Raw genomic sequence first — 17099 nt, 5'->3', positions numbered from 1 at the left:
GTCAATGTCGGGAAAACCACAGCTGATCTGCAGGTTTTCCCGACATTTTCATTGGCGTCCCTGAGCCGGCGCGGCTAGCATCGGCGAACGTGAATCAGCCATGCTCGACGCGCCTGCAGGCTACGTACATTCCCGAGCACATGTCCTTCGCGTTCTGGGGTGACACAGATCCGGCAGCGCGTCTGTCGGCGCTGGGGATGCCGACGGGATCGCCGGGCATCTGCCGGCTGGCGATCCCGGTCGACGAGTCGATCACAGCGACCGATGTCGAAGCGCAACTGCTCGACCTCGCCACCGCGATCGACGCCTTGCACACCCTCGATGCACGTCGCGACGACCTCGGACCGTCGTTGCTCGCATGGAAGCGCGTCATCGACACCGGCGCACATGACATTCCGACTGCAGCGCATGCCGCGATCGAGCGCGACGACACGAGAATCAGAAGCGCCCGGTCGACGGTGCAATTGTTCACGGAAGCGCGCGCGGCCATCGAGAGTCTTCGCCGAGCAAAGATTCAGGCGACATTGCGCCCGTATCAAGTGCACGGAGTTGCCTGGCTGACTGCACTGTCGGGTTCGGGCGGTGGAATCCTCGCCGACGAGATGGGTTTGGGCAAGACACTGCAAGCGATTTCGATGATCGCGATCCGCGCCGACGACGGTCCGCACCTGGTTGTGTGTCCCACCTCGGTGATAGGAAACTGGCGCCGCGAGATCGAGCGATTCGCTCCGCATCTGCCACTGCACGTTCATCACGGGACTGCTCGCACACTTCCCACTCGTGTTCCTGCCGGCACCACGGTTCTGACCAGCTACAGCGTCTTGCGTTCCGACGCAGCACAATTGGCCCCGATCCATTGGAGTTCAGTGGTCTTCGACGAGGCACAACAGATCAAGAACCCCTCTTCGCTGGCAGCGAAAGCAGCAATGCAGTTGTCGGCCGACGTCAAGGTAGCGATGACCGGCACGCCGGTGGAGAACCGCCTCGAAGAATTGTGGTCGCTCTTTCGCGTCGCCAATCCCGAAGTCCTCGGAACTCGCGCACGGTTTCGTCAACGCTTTGCCGTACCGATCGAATCCGGTCGATCGGCCACCGCGGCGACCAGGCTTGCCGCGGTCATCGATCCGTTCATTCTGCGCAGAACCAAAGACACAGTGGCCAAGGATCTTCCGCCCAAGCAATTTTCCACCGTCTCGTGCACTCTGACGTCGGAACAGGCGCGCATCTATCGGTCTGCAGTTGCAGATGCTTTCGACACCGGTTTGGGTACGGGAATTGCCCGGCGCGGCAATATCCTTGCACTGCTGACCACCCTCAAGCAGGTATGCAATCATCCGGCGCAGGTCACCGGCGATACGGACGACCTCTACGGAAGATCCGGAAAGCTCGACCGCGCAACGGAAATGATCGCCGAGATCGTCGACGACGGCGATCGCGCGCTGATATTCACGCAGTACCGGACGATGGGCGAGATGCTCTCGCGGCACCTGGGCTCCGAGTTGGGAATCGGCGCAATCCCGTTCCTTCACGGCGGCCTGAACACCGACAAGCGCGACGCGATGGTCGACGCATTCCAGAACGACACGGATTCACCACCGGTTCTGATTCTGAGCTTGCGCGCCGCCGGCTTCGGCCTCAACCTCACACGCGCAAGTCACGTCGTGCACTACGACCGGTGGTGGAACCCAGCCGTCGAGGATCAAGCAACCGACCGGGCACACCGCATCGGCCAGAAGCGCACCGTCAACGTCCACACCTTGGTGACGGGCGGTACCGTCGAGGATCACATCGCAGCGATGCACGAGTCCAAACGAGCTGTGGCCGATGCTGTTTCCGGGAACGTCGAGGCCGCCCTGGCCGATCTACCCGACACCGAACTGCGTGAACTCCTCGAACTCGACGGCGCGGTGATCATCTGATGGCCAACGAATTCGGTGTCACCGCTTGGGGTCGAGCATGGCTGCGCACAGTGGAGCGGACCGCGGCATCCGGTCCGAACCCGTCCCTGCCGACGGCTCGTACCCTCGCACGCAACGGTTCCGTGGAGTTCACCGTGGTCTCATCGGGGACCGTCGTCGCGGAGGTGAGCACCAAAGCAAAAACCTCGTCGGTGACAATTTGTGTCCCGCTCTGGACCAAATCCGAAATCGCCGCAGTGAAGAGCCTTCTCCGTTCGGCTGGAAAGGCCAACAGATCCGTCTCCACCGGCGAACTGCCGGACAGCATCGTCACCGAACTTCAGGCTCGAAATATTGCAGTAGCCGTTGATCTTTCGGAGTGCACTGCCAGCTGCGACTGCTCAGGTCGACGCTCGCCGTGCGTTCACCATCTCGCCGCGATCTACGCCCTGGCCGGGCGAATCGACGAGGAACCTGCACTTGCGGTGACGCTGCGAAGTACACCGGTCAAGGCTGGAAAGAAGTCGACATCCACAGATTCACCGGAGTGGATCCCCTTGAGTGATATCGACATTCGCTCGTTCTACGGGGACTGATCTTCTCAGTCGGTGCCGAGCGGATCGATGGTCAGGGCGAGCGTCGCGATCAACACACCCATCACACCCATCGCCGCAGTGTCGAAGACCCTTCCGCGCACCGCGAGCAACCCCACACGATTCTCGGGAACGAACCACCGAGCGGCAGCTCCGATGATGACGGCAACACCGAAGACGAGGGCGCCGCGACGCCACCGGTCGGCCAGCACGAGAACCACGGCCGCCGCGATCACGGCGAGGACCGCGAGCATGGGCAGATTCTTCTTCGCGAGGCCGACCAGTGAGGACATCGGACTCAGACTCCGGCCAGAACCCGCTCGGCGCGCTCGACCACGTTGGTGATCAGGAACGCGCGGGTCAGCGGTCCGACACCACCGGGATTGGGTGAGACGAAGCCGGCGACCTCGTTCACGTCGGCTGCCACGTCGCCGCGCAGGCCGTCGTCGGTGCGACTGACGCCGACGTCGAGGACCGCTGCTCCGGGCTTGACCATGTCTGCGGTGATGAGGCCGGGAACGCCGGCGGCAGCGACGATGATGTCGGCGCGGCGAACCTCGGCCGCGAGATCGCGGGTACCGGTGTGGCAGAGCGTGACCGTCGCGTTCTCGCTACGACGCGTCAGCAGCAATCCGATCGGACGACCGACCGTGACGCCGCGTCCGACAACCACCACGTGTGCACCGGCAATCGGGACCTCGTAGCGACGCAGAAGGTGGAGGATTCCACGTGGGGTGCACGGCAGCGGGGCTTCCTTGCCCAACACCAGTCGACCGAGGTTGACCGGATGCAAGCCGTCGGCATCCTTGTCGGGGTCGATACGCTCGAGGGCCGCGTTCTCGTCGAGGTGCTTGGGGAGCGGCAACTGCACGATGTAGCCCGTGCACTCGGGATTGGCATTGAGCTCGTCGATCGTCGCGTTGAGCTGTTCCTGCGTGATGTCGGCAGGCAGATCGCGTCGCAAAGAATTGATACCGACCTTGGCGCAGTCGTTGTGCTTGCCGCGCACGTAAGCCGCGGATCCCGGGTCGTCGCCCACCAGGATGGTGCCCAAGCCGGGTGTGATGCCCTCTGCCTTCAGAGCGCTCACCCGCACCTTCAGGTCTTCGAAGATTTCGTCGCGGGTAGCTTTGCCGTCGAGGATCGTTGCAGTCACGGCGACCATTGTTCCAGGTTAGGGTCGATGAGTGACAACGGCTCCGGAACTACGCGGCCCGAGGGTGCTCCTCTCCCCCGTCGCGCCCGATCATCACGCCCGTCTGCGGGCAATTCACCTGCACCCGGACGTCGTGCAGTGGTGGCAAAATCCCGACGACGACTGGCCTGCAGCGCCGGAGGCCGGCACCACGCGCTACAGCATCTTCTACGGCGACCGCCTGATCGGCTTCATCCAGTGGTACGAGGCGGAGGACAACCCCGACTTCCGCCACGCCGGGCTCGACTTGTTCCTCGATCCCGACTTTCACAGCCAAGGGTTCGGTCGCGAATCGATTCGGGTGCTGTGTGCCCACCTGATCGACGACCTCGCATTCCACCGTCTGGTCATCGACCCGGAAGTCGACAACTCCGTCGCCATCGCTTGCTACCGATCGGTGGGGTTCAAAGACGTCGGGGTGATGCGCGAGTACTCGCGAGATCGCCATGGTGTGTGGAAGGACGGACTGCTGATGGATCTGCTCGCACGGGAATTCATCCGCTGATCACAAGGCACGACCCGAAGGGACAGTCATCATGTTGCTGGACAAGGAATTCACGGCCACCTTGCAGAAGAGTGACGCCAAGGGTGGGTGGACCTACGTGATCTGGCCGGAGTCCGCCGAGTTCTTCGGCACCCGCGGCCTGGTCAAGGTACGCGGGACGATCGACGGACATCCGTTCCAGAGTTCGTTCATGGCGCTGGGAGACGGCAACCACAAGCTGCCGGTCAAAGCCGATCTTCGCAAAGCCATCGGCAAGGAGACCGGCGAGATGGTGACAGTGCGCCTCGAGGAGCGCGTGGAGAGCTAGGCGCCTCTACTTCATGTCTACGACAAGACCGTGCGCCGACGCATAAGCCACCGCCTGCATCAACTCGATCTGCGCGTTTCCGACGGATGCGGACGTCCACAGGCTCGGATCGATCCGCGCGCCGCGCAGATCTGCACCTTCGAGTTTGAGTCCACCCGTACGAGCACCGGACAGATCCGCCGACGCCAGGACCGCGCCCCGCATGTCGGCCCGAACCAGGTTCGCTTCACGGAATCGGCATGAGGTGAAGTCGATCTTCCTCAGGTCCGCTCCACCGAGTGAGGTCAACGAGAAGTCGACTTCGTCGAGCGTCAACGGCCGGATACGGCAACCGTCGAACGTCGACCCGAGCAGACTGCAGTTTCGGAACGTGCTGTGCCACAGGCTGGTCCGAGCAAAATTGCAGGAGCGAAACGCCGTTCCCGTGTGCACGGACTCCCCCAGATCGGTGCCGGTGAAGTCACAATCCGTGAACACCACCGACTCCGTCGTGAGTCCGGTGAGGTCGGCATCTCGGAAATTGCAATTGGTGAAAGTGCGCTGACGCCACTTCTGCCCGGCCAGCCGCGCGTCTGAATAGTCTTCGCCGACGACGTCGTCGGATTCTTCGGGGAGCATGCCGTCCATACTGCCCCGTCGCACCGACACCGGTTCAGCGCCCCTGATGGCGGCGGACAATCAGCCAGCCGACACCCAGCGATCTCGTCCGTCACTACCAATCCCACACACCATGGGAGTGCCCTTCTTTGTCACGCCTGTCGCTCCAGGTGACGAGCAGAATGATCCCGGATTCACCGTTCCTCCCGACGGTTTCGGGGGAACGTAGACGGGTTCCGTTGTCTTCGGCGGGGTGTACGCCGGGGCGGGCGGAACGTACGGCGTAGTCGTCGTTACCGGAACCTGCGGAACCAGCGGCACGATTGCCACGGTTGTCGTCGTTGGTGGCGGCACGATCGTTGTCGTCGTCGGCAAGAGGGACGACGTCGTGGTCTTCGTCGTCGACGGGACCGTGCTTTTGGTTGTCGTCGCCGCCGCTGTCGTAGAAGAGGTCACAGCAGGCGTCGTTGATTCTTCCGACTTGCCCGCGCCCGTCGCCGCGGCGATGGCAACCAGCCCCACGACTGCTGCGCCGGCGATCCACGGCCACTTACGCCGCGTCTTGCCTTCCTCGGCGTTTGCGTCCGGCACCGGCGAACCGGGAGCACCGAAGACCTGGGTGGGAGTGCCGAAGGCTTGAGTGGGTGCGTCGACGCCCTTGGGCCGTGTCTGTGCAGTCCACTGCTGACCGTCCCAGTAACGGTCGATCGTGGGGTCGAAGGGGTCGGGGTTCCAACCGGCGGGAGGGTTCATCAAAATGTCCGTTCTGCGAAGAGTGCCGGAAATAGATTCGCACGGACTGGCCGGTTTGTTACCAATTCGCCCACACTTCCCGACCGGTCTTCTCACGGACGCGGGCACCGATACGACGCCCGGTACAGTTCCTCGAGTGTTCCGAGTGATGTTCCACGAGCCCCGCATCCCACCCAACACCGGAAACGCGATCCGCATGGTCGCGGGCACCGGTTGCGAACTCCACCTGGTCGGCCCTCTCGGGTTCGACTTGTCGGAGCCGAAACTCAAGCGCGCAGGCTTGGATTACCACGATCTGGCGACTGTCACGGTCCACGAGAACCTTGCTGCGGCGTGGGAAGCCGTCACGCCCGCGCGCGTGTTCGCCTTCACCGCGCACGCGACCACGTCCTATGCCGATATCGCCTACCAACCCGGCGACGTCCTGCTGTTCGGGCCCGAGCCCACCGGACTGTCCGAAGAGGTATTGGCGGACGAACACATCACCGAGCGCCTGCGTATCCCGATGCTTCCCGGACGCCGGTCCCTCAACCTGTCCAACGCTGCCGCCCTCGTGACGTACGAGGCGTGGCGTCAGCACGGGTTCAAGGGCGCCGTCTGATCGACGTCAGTAGACGTCTCGGACGTACCGCTTCTCGGCCGAGAGTGCCTTCACGTACGCCTCCGCACTACGAGGTGCCAGTTTTCCGTGTTGAGCGACCACCCCGTTGAGGGCACTGTCGACGTCCTTGGCCATCCGGTTGGCATCGCCGCAGACGTAGAAGTGGGCGCCCTTCTGCAACCACTCCCACAGCAGCGCACCGCGCTCACGCATCCGGTCCTGCACGTAGACCTTGTCGGCTTGATCCCGGGAAAATGCGAGGTCGAGTTCGGTGAGGAATCCGTCTTTCCGCAATTCTTCGATTTCTTCGCGGTAGTAGAAGTCGGTCGCGGCGTGCTGTTCCCCGAAGAACAGCCAGTTCGGGCCCGTGTGCCCCAATGCCCGACGCTCATGCAGGAAAGCACGGAACGGCGCGATGCCGGTTCCCGGACCGACCATGATCATCGGGGTTTCGGGATCGGACGGTGGCCGGAAATGGGTCGACTTCTGCACGAAGATGCCGATGTCATCATCGTGGGCGTGGTCTGCGAGGTAGGTCGAGCACACCCCACGCCGTGGGACACCCGCGACGTTGTAGCGCACCGCGGACACCGTCAGCTGCACTTCGCGTGGGTTCTCCTTCGGACTGGAAGATATCGAATACAGCCGCGGCTGAAGCGGTTTGAGGAGGGAGAGCCATTCGTCCGTCGAGGCACGAACGGGTGACTGCGCAAGTACGTCGACGGACTGTCGTCCCCACGACCAGTCTTTGAGCGTGGAGATGTTCTCCGGCTTCATCAACTCGGCGAGGTCCGCGTCGCGAGTTCGTTGATGCACGAACCGAATCATCTCGCTCGAGATTCGAGTGATCTCCAGGCGTTCGGTGAGCGCGGCACGCAGGGTCATATCGCCGTACTGCCCCAGTTCGACGACCTCCTCACCGTCGAGGCCGGTGAGGGTGAGCCACTCGTCGACAAACGGAGAGCTGTTTCGGGGCCAGACTCCGAGAGCGTCGCCAGCTTCGTAACTGACCGTGTCGTCCGGAAGGTGAAAGCCCAACTGCCGCACGTCTTTGGAAGAGCCTGGCCGGTTGAGCACGACATTGCGCGTCAAGGCTGTGGTCAGCGGCGCCTTCTTGTTGTACTGCAGCGGCGCCGACATCGCCGGTGAAATCGGCGTGGCCGCAACGGTTGTCCCAGAATTCTTCTTTGCAACGACGACGTCGGCCGTCTCACCAGCCGCCGAGCGCTGAAGTTCAGCCGTGACAGAGTCCAGCCAACCAGCAGCGGTGTCCTCGAAATCGGGCTCGCAGTCGGCGCGATCGACGATACGACTGGCCCCCAGTTCACCAAGGCGGGCGTCAAGCTTTCGTCCATGCCCACAGAAGTCGTCATAGTTCGAGTCACCGAAAGCGATGACTGCATACCGTGTCTCGGCCATGCGGGGCGCCGTGTCAGCAGCCAACGCATCCCAGAAACCGCTGCCGTTGTCCGGGGATTCGCCGTCACCGGAGGTACTGGTGATCAACAGGACCTCTCGGGTGGCCGCCAGGTCGGCGGCCGGGAACTCGTCCATTGCATGCATCACCACGGGCAAGCCAACTTCCCCAAGGCGAGCAGCGCAGGCGGCGGCAAATTCTTCCGCGTTTCCGGTCTGCGATGCCCAGAGCACCACGATCGGCGCGCGTTCTGTCGCAATGCCCGGAGCCGAGGACAACGCGGGCCCGTCGGTGTCAGGGAGCGAGGTTCGCGAGTACAGGCCGGCCAATACCCCGTCGACCCACATCCGCTTTTCGGCATCGAACGGCGCCGTCGACGGCAACGTCGGGACCCCGGCAGTGCGATCGGCGTCCGCACGCAACGCGGCGAGAAGACCGGCCAGGTAGCTCTGCTGGAGCGCATCGAATACCACTGCAGGTGTTCCTGTTTGACCGATGACATCCGCGAGGACATCGGTTCGCGACAAAGCCCGATCAGCTGGCGCGGAAGCCACCAGCGGCGCCTCGGCGAGCACTGTTTCAGGTGTGTTCACGGCGACCTTCGTCATAGTGACAGCACAGGCTTTGAACTCCGGTTGCTGCGAGGCTGGATCGATGGCGTCGTTGGTGACAGCGTTGATGGACAGATATTCGCCGAAGGCGTCGTTCCAGTGAAATGGGGCAAAGCAGTTCCCCGGACGCACTCGGTCGGTGATGACGGCCGGAAGCACAGCGCGACCGCGGCGTGAGGCAACCTCGATCGCATCCTGGTCGACGACGCCGAGCCTGGCGGCGTCGTCGGGATGGATCTCGACGAAGGGACCTGGGTTGAGTTTGTTCAGCTTGGCGACCTTGCCGGTCTTGGTCATGGTGTGCCACTGGTGCGCGAGACGACCGGTGTTGAGCAGGAATGGATAGTCGTCGTCGGGCATTTCGGCGGGAAGCATGTGCGGCCGTGCGAAGAACATCGCACGGCCAGTGGCGGTGGGAAATGCGAGCCGCGGAGTGCTGCCGTCCTCGCGGATCAGGAGCCTTTGACTGACACCGTTATTGACGTATCGGATGGGATGACGGTCCTGATCACTGTCTGGCGGGCACGGCCACTGGATTGATGTCTTGCGGAGGCGCTCGTAGGTGACGCCGCGTAAGTCGTAGCCGGTCTTCGGATTCCAGAACTGCTTGATCTCTTCGAACACCTCTTCGGCACAGGTGTAGGTGAACGCCTCGACATACCCCATCTCGCAGGCGATCCGGGCGATGATCTGCCAATCAGGCAGCGCCTGCCCGACCGGATCCAGTGCCTGCTGAAAGAGCGTCAGGTTGCGTTCGGAATTGATCATCACTCCGTCGGACTCAGTCCACAGTGAGGCGGGCAGCAGAACATCGGCGTATTCGTTGGTCTCGGTGCCCAGGAACGCATCCTGGGTGATGACGAGGTCAGCCTTCTCCAAGCCGTCGATGACGGTCTTTCGGTTGGCTACCGTTGCAACGGGATTGGTGCAGATGATCCAGCATGCCTTGATGTCACCCGCCGCCATGCGGGAGAACATGTCGATGGTGCCACCGCCGATGTCGGTGCGCAGCGAGCCTTGCGGGATCCCCCACCTCTCCTCTACGAATTCGCGATCGGCGTCGACCATCACGGCGCGCTGGCCGGGCAAACCTGGACCCATGTAGCCCATTTCACGCCCACCCATGGCGTTCGGCTGCCCGGTCAGCGAGAACGGACCGCTGCCGGGCTTGCAGATCGCACCGGTCGCAAGGTGAAGGTTGCAGATGGCGTTGGTGTTCCACGTGCCGTGGGTGCTCTGGTTCAAACCCATTGTCCAACAGCTCATCCAGTTTGCAGCCTCACCGATCCACTGCGCTGCAGTGCGGATGTCGGCCTCGGGGATACCGGTGATCTCACTGACCTTCTCCGGGGTGTACTCCGCGAGGAAACTGGGCATCACCTCCCAGCCTTCGGTGAAGTCGGCGATGAAGTCAGGGTCGGTGTGGCCGTTCACCACGAGCAGGTGGAGTAGTCCGTTGAGTAGCGCGAGATCGGTGCCGGGAGCGATCTGCAGGAACAAGTTCGCCTTGTCGGCGGTGGCACTGCGTCGAGGGTCGACGACGATCAACTTCGCGCCTGCCTTGATCCGCTCCTGCATCCGCAGAAAGAGGATCGGATGGCAGTCCGCCATGTTCGCGCCGGTCACGAAGAACACGTCGGCGTGTTCGAAGTCCTGATAGGAACCGGGCGGTCCGTCGGCCCCGAGAGACTGTTTGTACCCGGTGCCGGCACTCGCCATGCACAACCGGGAGTTCGATTCGATCTGATTGGTCCCGATGAATCCCTTGGCCAGCTTGTTCGACAAGTACTGGGCTTCGAGAGACATCTGCCCGGACACGTACAACGCAAATGCGTCGGGGCCGTGCTCGTCGATGATTGCCCGTAGACGCTGGGCGGTGTCAGTGATGACGGCGTCCATGTCCGCGGCTTCGATCGCATCCCCTCGGTGCGGACGGCGATATGCAGAGTCCATTCGCCCCGGACCTGCGAGCATGTCTGCGGTCGTGGTCCCTTTGGTGCACAGACGCCCGAAGTTGGTGGGATGTGTCTTCAGACCGGAAGACTTCGCAGCCTTCCGGCGTCCCGTCTCCGGATCGGTGATGATGTCGAGGACAAGACCACAGCCGACCCCGCAGTACGCGCAGAGTGTGTCGACACTGGTGGTGGTGAGTTGAGCGCCCATCGATTCATGCATCCCTTCGACCGAGGATCAAGGTCGACTTCTATCTTCGGATGCAGTTGTTTCGGGAGTTCATGCTCGATGTTGCGTATCAATCACTCTTTCCTCACCGCGCCCTTCGGACCGATGTGCGGTCCCGGAATCGGCGGTCGTCGACGGGCAGCGATACGCGAATGCCCAGTTCTACGCCCTGCCGCCGAATCGAGCGATGTAGTGCCAGACCTTTTTGACGTCCTGCGGATCGAAGGACGCACTCCGTGCGAGCCCCAGTACGGCAGGCGTCAGTCGCCTGCCGCGGGCAATTTCTCGGGCAAGGTCGACGACGGTCGCTCCCCGGTATTCGGGATGTTCGGCTATCTCTTCGACATCGACCGCGTAACCGTCGTGCCACAGCACTGCCCATTATCCGGATACGGAAGCAGCGCCGGTGAAGAAGTCGACCAGTGAATACGGTGCGCCTTCACCGAGGCAGAGATCAAGGATCACGTGCGAGTCAGCGGCCTCGGATGCACTGCGCACGAACATCGCTTCCTCGTAGCCGCTCAGTGCCGCTTCGATGTCGTCCGGGTGCGCGGCGATCGCCCTTCCCAGTTCGGCGCCGTCGAACATGGCCAAGTTCGCACCCTCACCGGACGGAGCCATCAGATGTGCCGCGTCACCGAGGAGCGTGACCCCAGGCACGCGATCCCATCGGTGCTCGTCGGGAAGTGCATGGATCGCGCGCGGAATCGGAGCGGTTTCGCCGTCTGTGATCAGCGCAGTGAGTTCCGTTGCCCAACCGTCGAACTCGGCCGCGACCCGCGCTGTCGCAGCAGCGGCGTCGGTGAAATCGATACCGGCAAACCACTCCGCCGTACGGTTCAACTGGACGTAGGTGTGCACGATATCTCCCGCCTCTCGATGCGCGGCGATCGCTTTTCCGGGTGCGGGCGCGTACATCGCCCCGTCACCGACTGCCTCGGCTGCAGCCGAATGCTTCTCGTCGACGTCGTACAGATACGTCTCGACGAACGTCGTGCCGACGTATTCGGGCTTCGCATCGGAGAGCAACGGGCGGATCTTCGACCAGGCACCGTCGGCGCCGACGAGGAGGTCGGTAGTCACCGTCGAACCGTCGGCAAAGGTCAGTTCGTGTCGGCCGTCAGCGCGCTCGTCGGCTGTGTTCCGTGAGCCGAGCGAGCGGACACTGTCGACCTTGCGTCCCCATTCGATCGTGCCGTCCGGAAGGGATTCGAGCAGGATCCGTCGGAGGTCTCCGCGCAGCACTTCAGGACGGACTCCCGTGCCGTCATCGGGTTCGTCGAGGAGTACAGCGGCGTGTTGATCGAGTACGCGCGACGCGGCACCGCCCTCGTGGATGACCGCGCGGAACTCGTCGATGAGGCCGGCAGCGTCGAGCGCCGCCTGACCGTTGTGTTCATGGATGTCGAGTTGGCCGCCCTGCGTGCGAGCTTCTGCCGACGGTTCCGCCTCGTAGATCTTCGACGGAATTCCGTGAACGTGGAGGACGCGCGCGAGGGTCAGACCGCCGAGGCCCGCCCCGATGATCGTTATCGAGTTGCTCATGTTTGTTTCCTTTCAGGCTTCTATTGGAACGTCGTTCCAGTGACCATCTTGGAACGGCGTTCCAGATATGTCAAGATGGTGCGCATGGCGACCAGGAATCAGCGGACCGAACGACGTACGGACGCGCTCTCGAAGGAGCGAATCGTCGAGGCTGCGATCGAGATCCTCGACGACGAGGGCGAAGCTGCGCTGACATTTCGCGCACTCTCCGCACGCCTGGCAACAGGTAGCGGGGCGATTTACTGGCACGTTGCCAACAAGAGCGAACTGCTCGCCGCGGCGACCGACGACGTCATCGCCCGCGTGACCACCGAAGGAACCGAAAGCGCAACCCCACGGGAGGCGATCCGGATCATCACTCTCGGTGTGTTCGACGCGATCGACGCGCACCCGTGGGTCGGCACCCAACTCTCTCGCGAGCCGTGGCAATCAGCGGTGATGCAGATCTTCGAGAGTCTGGGAGGGCAACTCCAAGCACTCGGCGTTCCCCAACCGGCACAGTTCGATTGTGCGTCCGCACTCCTGAACTACGTGCTCGGCCTCGCCGGACAGTATGCCGCGGGGGCCCGCCTCCTCCCCCGCGAGACAGATCGGTCCGCCTTCCTCGCCACCGTCGCGCAGCGGTGGGAAGAACTCGATTCCGCGAAGTACCCGTTCCTCAATCAGGTGACGGCGCAATTGCGCGACCACGACGACCGAGAACAGTTTCTGGCAGGCATCGATCTCATCCTCGCGGGGATCGACACCGTCCGATAGCAGCCGTTCCCGTCAGCCGCAGCCGTCAACGCGAATGAACAGCAGTGTTGGAGCCGAGCGCTATGTCGAGGAAATCTCTTGCCGCACCGCGCAATCCGCGATCGGGATCCCAGACGGCTTGGAGTCGCCTTGGCATCCGCAAGCCGTCGACGTTGACCGCGACCAGTCGGCCGTCCGTCAGGTCGGCAGCAACGGCCAACGACGACAGAACGGCGGGCGCGTTGCCTGCCACCACCGCAGCCTTGACTGCGGTGCACGAGGTGAGCTCGAGCAACGGCGGCACACAATCGGGAACAGCATTCTCGAGCGTCAGACGCGTCCCTGACCCTGACTCGCGCTGAATCAGCGGCGTGCGTGCGAGGTCCGCAACCGGAACGGGCACACCATTGGCCCAGTCGTGTCCCGGCGGCACAACCACGACGAGGTGATCACGCGCTACCTCGCACGACGCGAGCGCCGACGGCACATCCGGACCTTCGACGAATCCGATATCGGCCTGGCCTGCCTGCACTTGAGCAGAGACATCCGAGGAATTGTGCAAGCTCACCGACGCCACGACGTTGGGGAACTTGTGCCGCATCGCAACTGTCCACCCGGGGACCAGATACTCGGCGATGGTCATGCTGGCCGCGACGGTGACGGCAGCGTCGCGTTCACCGCGAAGTGCGGCAACTCCCGATGCCATTTCCTCGGCACTGACGAGGATGTGACTTGCCCACTCGAGAATCAGACCGCCCTCGGCGGTGGGACGAACACCGGTCGCCGCTCGATCGAAAACCTTGATTCCGAGCTGCCGTTCGACCGAACGCACCCGGGCGCTGACCGCTTGCTGACTGAGTCCGTGCTCCCGGCCGGCAGCACCCATGCTGCCTAGACGCCCTACGGAAAGCAGGACGTCGAGGGCACTGAGTTCCGGCACCCGAGGAGACAACGACATAGACCAAGATTAGACCCACAAGGCGAGTTTGTGGGCATTCAAGGACAACCGGTCTACCGGTACGAACCGGATGAGACGACAGTGAAATACATGACCACCACAACGAGTCCCACCTTCGCCCACATCACCCCGAACTGGTTCGCGGCAGCGATGGGAACGGGAATCGTCTCGGTGGCCGCAGCTTCGCTCGAACCGGAGATCGAAGGCTTGAAGCTGGTCTCTGAAATCTTCTGGGTTCTGGCGGTTCTCGTACTGTGCGCCTTGATCGGCGCATTTGCCACCCATTGGTCACAACATCGATGTCAGGCCCTCGCCTACCTGCACAGCCCCGCGATGTTCCCGTTCTACGGAGCCGTCGCCATGGCCCTGCTGACCGTGGGATCGGCAACCGGCATCACCGGGCCGGACTTACTCGGCCACGACGTGGCGATCACCGTCTCGCTGACTCTGTGGATACTCGGCACGGCACTCGGCCTGGTCACCTACGTCGTGATGATGATTCGTCTCGTTCGAGATGCTGGGATGGCGACGGCAATGCCATTCTGGCTGATGCCCGTCGTACCTCCGATGGTCTCGGCCACCACCGGCGCAGCGGTCAGCACCCACATGCCCGAAGGCGCTCCGCGCATCGCGGTACTGATCTTCTGCTACATCCTGTTCGCTCTGGCACTGACCGCCGCTATCGGCATTCTGATAGCCGTCGCAAGGCAGTTCGCACGCAACCGCTCGGCCGGCATCGACGTGATCCCGTTCAATGCCATTCCCTCGCTGTGGATTCCGTTGGGCGTGATCGGACAGTCGATCGCAGCATCCAACCTGTTGGCCGCCGCCTCACGGCATGCACTCAGTACCGAGCACGCCGACACCCTGCACGAATTCGGAATCGCATACGGAACCGTCGTCGGAATCATCGGCGTCATGGCATTTGTCACCGTCACCACCGTGACCATCCACGCACTGCGCCGCGGCTTGGACTTCTCGCTCGGCTGGTGGAGCTTCACCTTCCCCATCGGAGCATGTGCAGTCGGAGCGAATGCCTTCGGAGTCGCCACCGGTTCGACGCTGATTCTGGGAATCGCACTTGCCCTGCTGACCGTGCTGATCCCCATCTGGGCAACCGTCGCGGTGCGGACCGTCCGATCGATCCGCAGTGGAGCTCTCCCGGCGGCTGCATGAATTCGCACCGATGAGTTTTACCTCGCCGTACGGTCTGTACTCACGTAGACCATTGTCGAGAGCGGGAGTACACGGTGAGTCAGTTATTACGAGTACAGAATTTCAGCGTTTCCAGTGACGGAATAGCCTGCGGTCCGGACCAAAGCTTCGAGAGCCCGTTCGGCCTGGACCACGGTGAAATGTTTGCGTGGGCGGGAGCTACAGCGAGCTGGCCCAATCGCACCGATCCCGGCGGCAGCCGAGGCATCGACGACTATTTCACGCGGGACTTCTCCAACAACATCGGTGCCGAAATCATGGGCCGCAACAAATTCGCACCATACCGCGGCCCTTGGGAGAATCTCGAGTGGCAGGGGTGGTGGGGCGACGAGCCACCGTTCCACACCCCGGTTTTTGTCTTGACCCACCACGTGCGGCCGTCGTTCACGCTATCGGACACGACATTCCACTTCGTCAACGCTGACCCGGCGACGGCCCTCGAGCAGGCACGTGAGGCAGCGCAGGGCAAGGACGTTCGACTCGGCGGCGGGGTCAGCACTATCCGTGAATTCCTCGACGCCGATCTGGTCGACACGATGCACATCGCTGTCTGCCCGATCGAATTCGGATCCGGTCTACGCCTGTGGGAGACACCTGATGAGTTGCGCGACCGCTTCAACCTCGAAATCGTGCCGAGCCCGAGCGGCGTGACGCATCACCTGTTCTGGCGAAAGTGACCGGTGGGGGCGGCTCCCGAAACGGGAACTGCCCCCATCAGTTGTGTCTTAGGCTCCGGTCTCGACCTGGCGCCCCGACTGGTACCACGCCATTGTTCCACCGGCCACCGAAACGGCATTGATGCCACGGGCCTGCAGATACTCCGCGGCCTGCAGGCTACGGCCACCGACGGCGCAGATGATGTACACCGTTTCCGCGTCCGGAATTTCACCGACGCGAGAGACGAATTCGCTGAGCGGAATGAGCGCCGCACCGGGAACTCGGACCTGAGCGAACTCGTCGGGCTCACGGACGTCGATCAGCGGCTCACCTGCCGCCAATGCCGTGTCCAGTGCATTCAAGTCGACTTCCAACATGTCTTCTGCGTCCTGCCTTCGTGTTCGCTGCTGTCCGAATAGACGGTACCGCGTGATTTCGTGTGGTTGCCTTTACGATCTGACAATGACCAATACTGTTCCCGAAAAGTCGGGTTTTTGGAGTCGACCCACTTTGTGGAAGTTGCTCCTTCTCATCGTTGCCTATTTGGTCTTCTACCTTGCCGCCGGGCAGGTGATCTCGCGTGTTTTCGCCGACCAGATCGACACGGACAACGTGGTCTCGAGTGCCTCGAGCATCATCTTCGGCGTCATGTTGCCCATCGCGATCGGTGCAGTTGCGTTGCTGATCTTCACGGTCAAGGTCGGCTGGCTCAGCAGTATCTTCGGTCCTCAACCGGTACGCGGACGCGGCTGGATGTGGATCGGGCCGATTATCGTCGTTGCCGCCATCGCTGCCCACCTGGCCGGAACCGACTGGAGCGCGTGGTCGGCCAGCGAAATCGTCTCGTTGATCGCCCTCGGTGTATGTGTCGGTCTCGCAGAGGAATTGGTCACCCGAGGTATTGCAGTGAAGATGCTTCGTGATGCCGGCCACCGAGAACGCTTCGTCGCTGTTGTGTCGTCCCTTCTGTTCGCACTCATGCACACGGTGAACTTCATCGCGGGAATGGAACTGGCAACAGTCCTTGCCACCGTCGTTTACACCTTCGGATTCGGAATGTGCATGTACTTGACCATGCGCGTGACGGGCACGATCTGGGCCGCAATCGTGTTGCACGGCCTCACCGACCCCACCACCATCCTCTCGACCGGCGGACTCGACACCTCGGTGACGACGGGTGCCAGCGGAGCCACCACGATCGCCACACTGCTCACTGTCGTGCTGGTCGCCTTCGGCGTAGTTGCCATCTTCTTCATCCGCGGCCGGGTCGGCGAAGAACAGCCCACGCGCGTCTCGGCCTGACTGATCGCATGGGTACAAGACATACTTGT

At 62.7% G+C, this 17099-nt stretch carries 18 protein-coding genes; 9 read left to right on the top strand and 9 right to left on the bottom strand.

The features are described from left to right. Positions 1 to 89: 89 nt before the first annotated feature. Entirely contained in the window at positions 90 to 1919 is a 1830-nt protein-coding gene (locus RA302_RS09995; protein ID WP_241896052.1) for a DEAD/DEAH box helicase, read from the top strand. Next, positions 1919 to 2494, top strand: a complete 576-nt coding sequence (locus tag RA302_RS09990) for a hypothetical protein (RefSeq protein WP_211917094.1) — start codon at positions 1919 to 1921, stop codon at positions 2492 to 2494. The genes RA302_RS09995 and RA302_RS09990 overlap by 1 nt, the downstream gene beginning before the upstream one ends. Before the next feature lie 5 nt (positions 2495 to 2499). On the opposite strand, the gene RA302_RS09985 is transcribed toward RA302_RS09990, so the two are convergent. Both RA302_RS09985 and RA302_RS09980 read right to left on the bottom strand, forming a co-directional pair. Further along, positions 2500 to 2784: a DUF3017 domain-containing protein gene (locus RA302_RS09985; protein ID WP_003940740.1), complete on the bottom strand. Its 285-nt coding sequence runs from the start codon at positions 2782 to 2784 to the stop codon at positions 2500 to 2502. A gap of 5 nt (positions 2785 to 2789) precedes the next feature. Next, positions 2790 to 3647, bottom strand: a complete 858-nt coding sequence (locus tag RA302_RS09980; protein WP_007727401.1) for a bifunctional methylenetetrahydrofolate dehydrogenase/methenyltetrahydrofolate cyclohydrolase — start codon at positions 3645 to 3647, stop codon at positions 2790 to 2792. A 31-nt stretch (positions 3648 to 3678) separates the two neighbouring features. On the opposite strand from RA302_RS09980, the gene RA302_RS09975 reads away from it, so the two are divergent. Together RA302_RS09975 and RA302_RS09970 are read left to right on the top strand one after the other, a co-directional pair. Then, positions 3679 to 4191: a GNAT family protein gene (locus tag RA302_RS09975; RefSeq protein ID WP_069145850.1), complete on the top strand. Its 513-nt coding sequence runs from the start codon at positions 3679 to 3681 to the stop codon at positions 4189 to 4191. Between the two features lie 31 nt (positions 4192 to 4222). Continuing rightward, on the top strand, positions 4223 to 4498 hold the full coding sequence (locus RA302_RS09970) for a DUF1905 domain-containing protein (RefSeq protein WP_020969121.1): 276 nt from the start codon (positions 4223 to 4225) through the stop codon (positions 4496 to 4498). Between the two features lie 6 nt (positions 4499 to 4504). Here the strand turns inward: RA302_RS09970 and RA302_RS09965 are convergent, their stop codons facing one another. Together RA302_RS09965 and RA302_RS09960 are read right to left on the bottom strand one after the other, a co-directional pair. Next, entirely contained in the window at positions 4505 to 5125 is a 621-nt protein-coding gene (locus tag RA302_RS09965; RefSeq protein WP_003940770.1) for a pentapeptide repeat-containing protein, read from the bottom strand. Between the two features lie 51 nt (positions 5126 to 5176). Beyond that, complete coding sequence (locus tag RA302_RS09960; protein ID WP_259118910.1) at positions 5177 to 5848, bottom strand: DUF2510 domain-containing protein; 672 nt, start codon at positions 5846 to 5848, stop codon at positions 5177 to 5179. A 136-nt stretch (positions 5849 to 5984) separates the two neighbouring features. On the opposite strand from RA302_RS09960, the gene RA302_RS09955 reads away from it, so the two are divergent. Next, positions 5985 to 6449, top strand: coding sequence for a tRNA (cytidine(34)-2'-O)-methyltransferase (locus RA302_RS09955; protein ID WP_019747649.1), 465 nt, complete (start codon positions 5985 to 5987; stop codon positions 6447 to 6449). 6 nt (positions 6450 to 6455) lie between these two features. Here the strand turns inward: RA302_RS09955 and RA302_RS09950 are convergent, their stop codons facing one another. From RA302_RS09950 to RA302_RS09940, 3 genes are all read right to left on the bottom strand, one after another. Further along, on the bottom strand, positions 6456 to 10640 hold the full coding sequence (locus tag RA302_RS09950; RefSeq protein ID WP_338480418.1) for a bifunctional nitrate reductase/sulfite reductase flavoprotein subunit alpha: 4185 nt from the start codon (positions 10638 to 10640) through the stop codon (positions 6456 to 6458). Between the two features lie 180 nt (positions 10641 to 10820). Next, on the bottom strand, positions 10821 to 11033 hold the full coding sequence (locus RA302_RS09945) for a hypothetical protein (protein WP_080909699.1): 213 nt from the start codon (positions 11031 to 11033) through the stop codon (positions 10821 to 10823). A 6-nt stretch (positions 11034 to 11039) separates the two neighbouring features. Beyond that, positions 11040 to 12203, bottom strand: a complete 1164-nt coding sequence (locus tag RA302_RS09940) for an NAD(P)/FAD-dependent oxidoreductase (protein WP_029254968.1) — start codon at positions 12201 to 12203, stop codon at positions 11040 to 11042. Between the two features lie 75 nt (positions 12204 to 12278). Here RA302_RS09940 and RA302_RS09935 point away from each other — a divergent pair, with 75 nt between their 5' ends. Next, positions 12279 to 12959 carry a TetR family transcriptional regulator gene (locus tag RA302_RS09935; protein ID WP_020906975.1) on the top strand — a complete coding sequence of 227 codons (681 nt, stop codon included), beginning with the start codon at positions 12279 to 12281 and terminating at the stop codon, positions 12957 to 12959. 25 nt (positions 12960 to 12984) lie between these two features. On the opposite strand, the gene RA302_RS09930 is transcribed toward RA302_RS09935, so the two are convergent. Then, the gene (locus tag RA302_RS09930; protein WP_019747644.1) at positions 12985 to 13896 is read right to left on the bottom strand and encodes a LysR family transcriptional regulator; all 912 of its coding nucleotides are present in this window, start codon (positions 13894 to 13896) and stop codon (positions 12985 to 12987) included. 90 nt (positions 13897 to 13986) lie between these two features. Between RA302_RS09930 and RA302_RS09925 the strand changes: the two genes are divergently transcribed. Both RA302_RS09925 and RA302_RS09920 read left to right on the top strand, forming a co-directional pair. Then, positions 13987 to 15072 (top strand): TDT family transporter, encoded by a 1086-nt coding sequence (locus RA302_RS09925; RefSeq protein ID WP_338480413.1) that lies wholly within the window; start codon positions 13987 to 13989, stop codon positions 15070 to 15072. A gap of 74 nt (positions 15073 to 15146) precedes the next feature. After that, positions 15147 to 15788, top strand: coding sequence for a dihydrofolate reductase family protein (locus RA302_RS09920; protein ID WP_029254966.1), 642 nt, complete (start codon positions 15147 to 15149; stop codon positions 15786 to 15788). Between the two features lie 48 nt (positions 15789 to 15836). Here the strand turns inward: RA302_RS09920 and RA302_RS09915 are convergent, their stop codons facing one another. Next, complete coding sequence (locus tag RA302_RS09915; protein ID WP_019747641.1) at positions 15837 to 16145, bottom strand: rhodanese-like domain-containing protein; 309 nt, start codon at positions 16143 to 16145, stop codon at positions 15837 to 15839. Positions 16146 to 16230: 85 nt separating this feature from the next. Between RA302_RS09915 and RA302_RS09910 the strand changes: the two genes are divergently transcribed. Then, positions 16231 to 17070, top strand: coding sequence for a CPBP family intramembrane glutamic endopeptidase (locus tag RA302_RS09910; RefSeq protein WP_099697304.1), 840 nt, complete (start codon positions 16231 to 16233; stop codon positions 17068 to 17070). The last annotated feature ends 29 nt before the right edge of the window (positions 17071 to 17099 follow it).

Origin of the sequence: Rhodococcus sp. DN22, assembly GCF_036669995.1 — a bacterium.
Taxonomy (GTDB): domain Bacteria; phylum Actinomycetota; class Actinomycetes; order Mycobacteriales; family Mycobacteriaceae; genus Rhodococcus_F; species Rhodococcus_F erythropolis.
The sequence above is the reverse complement of the archived record's forward strand: the minus strand, read 5'-3'. Positions and strand labels throughout refer to the sequence as shown.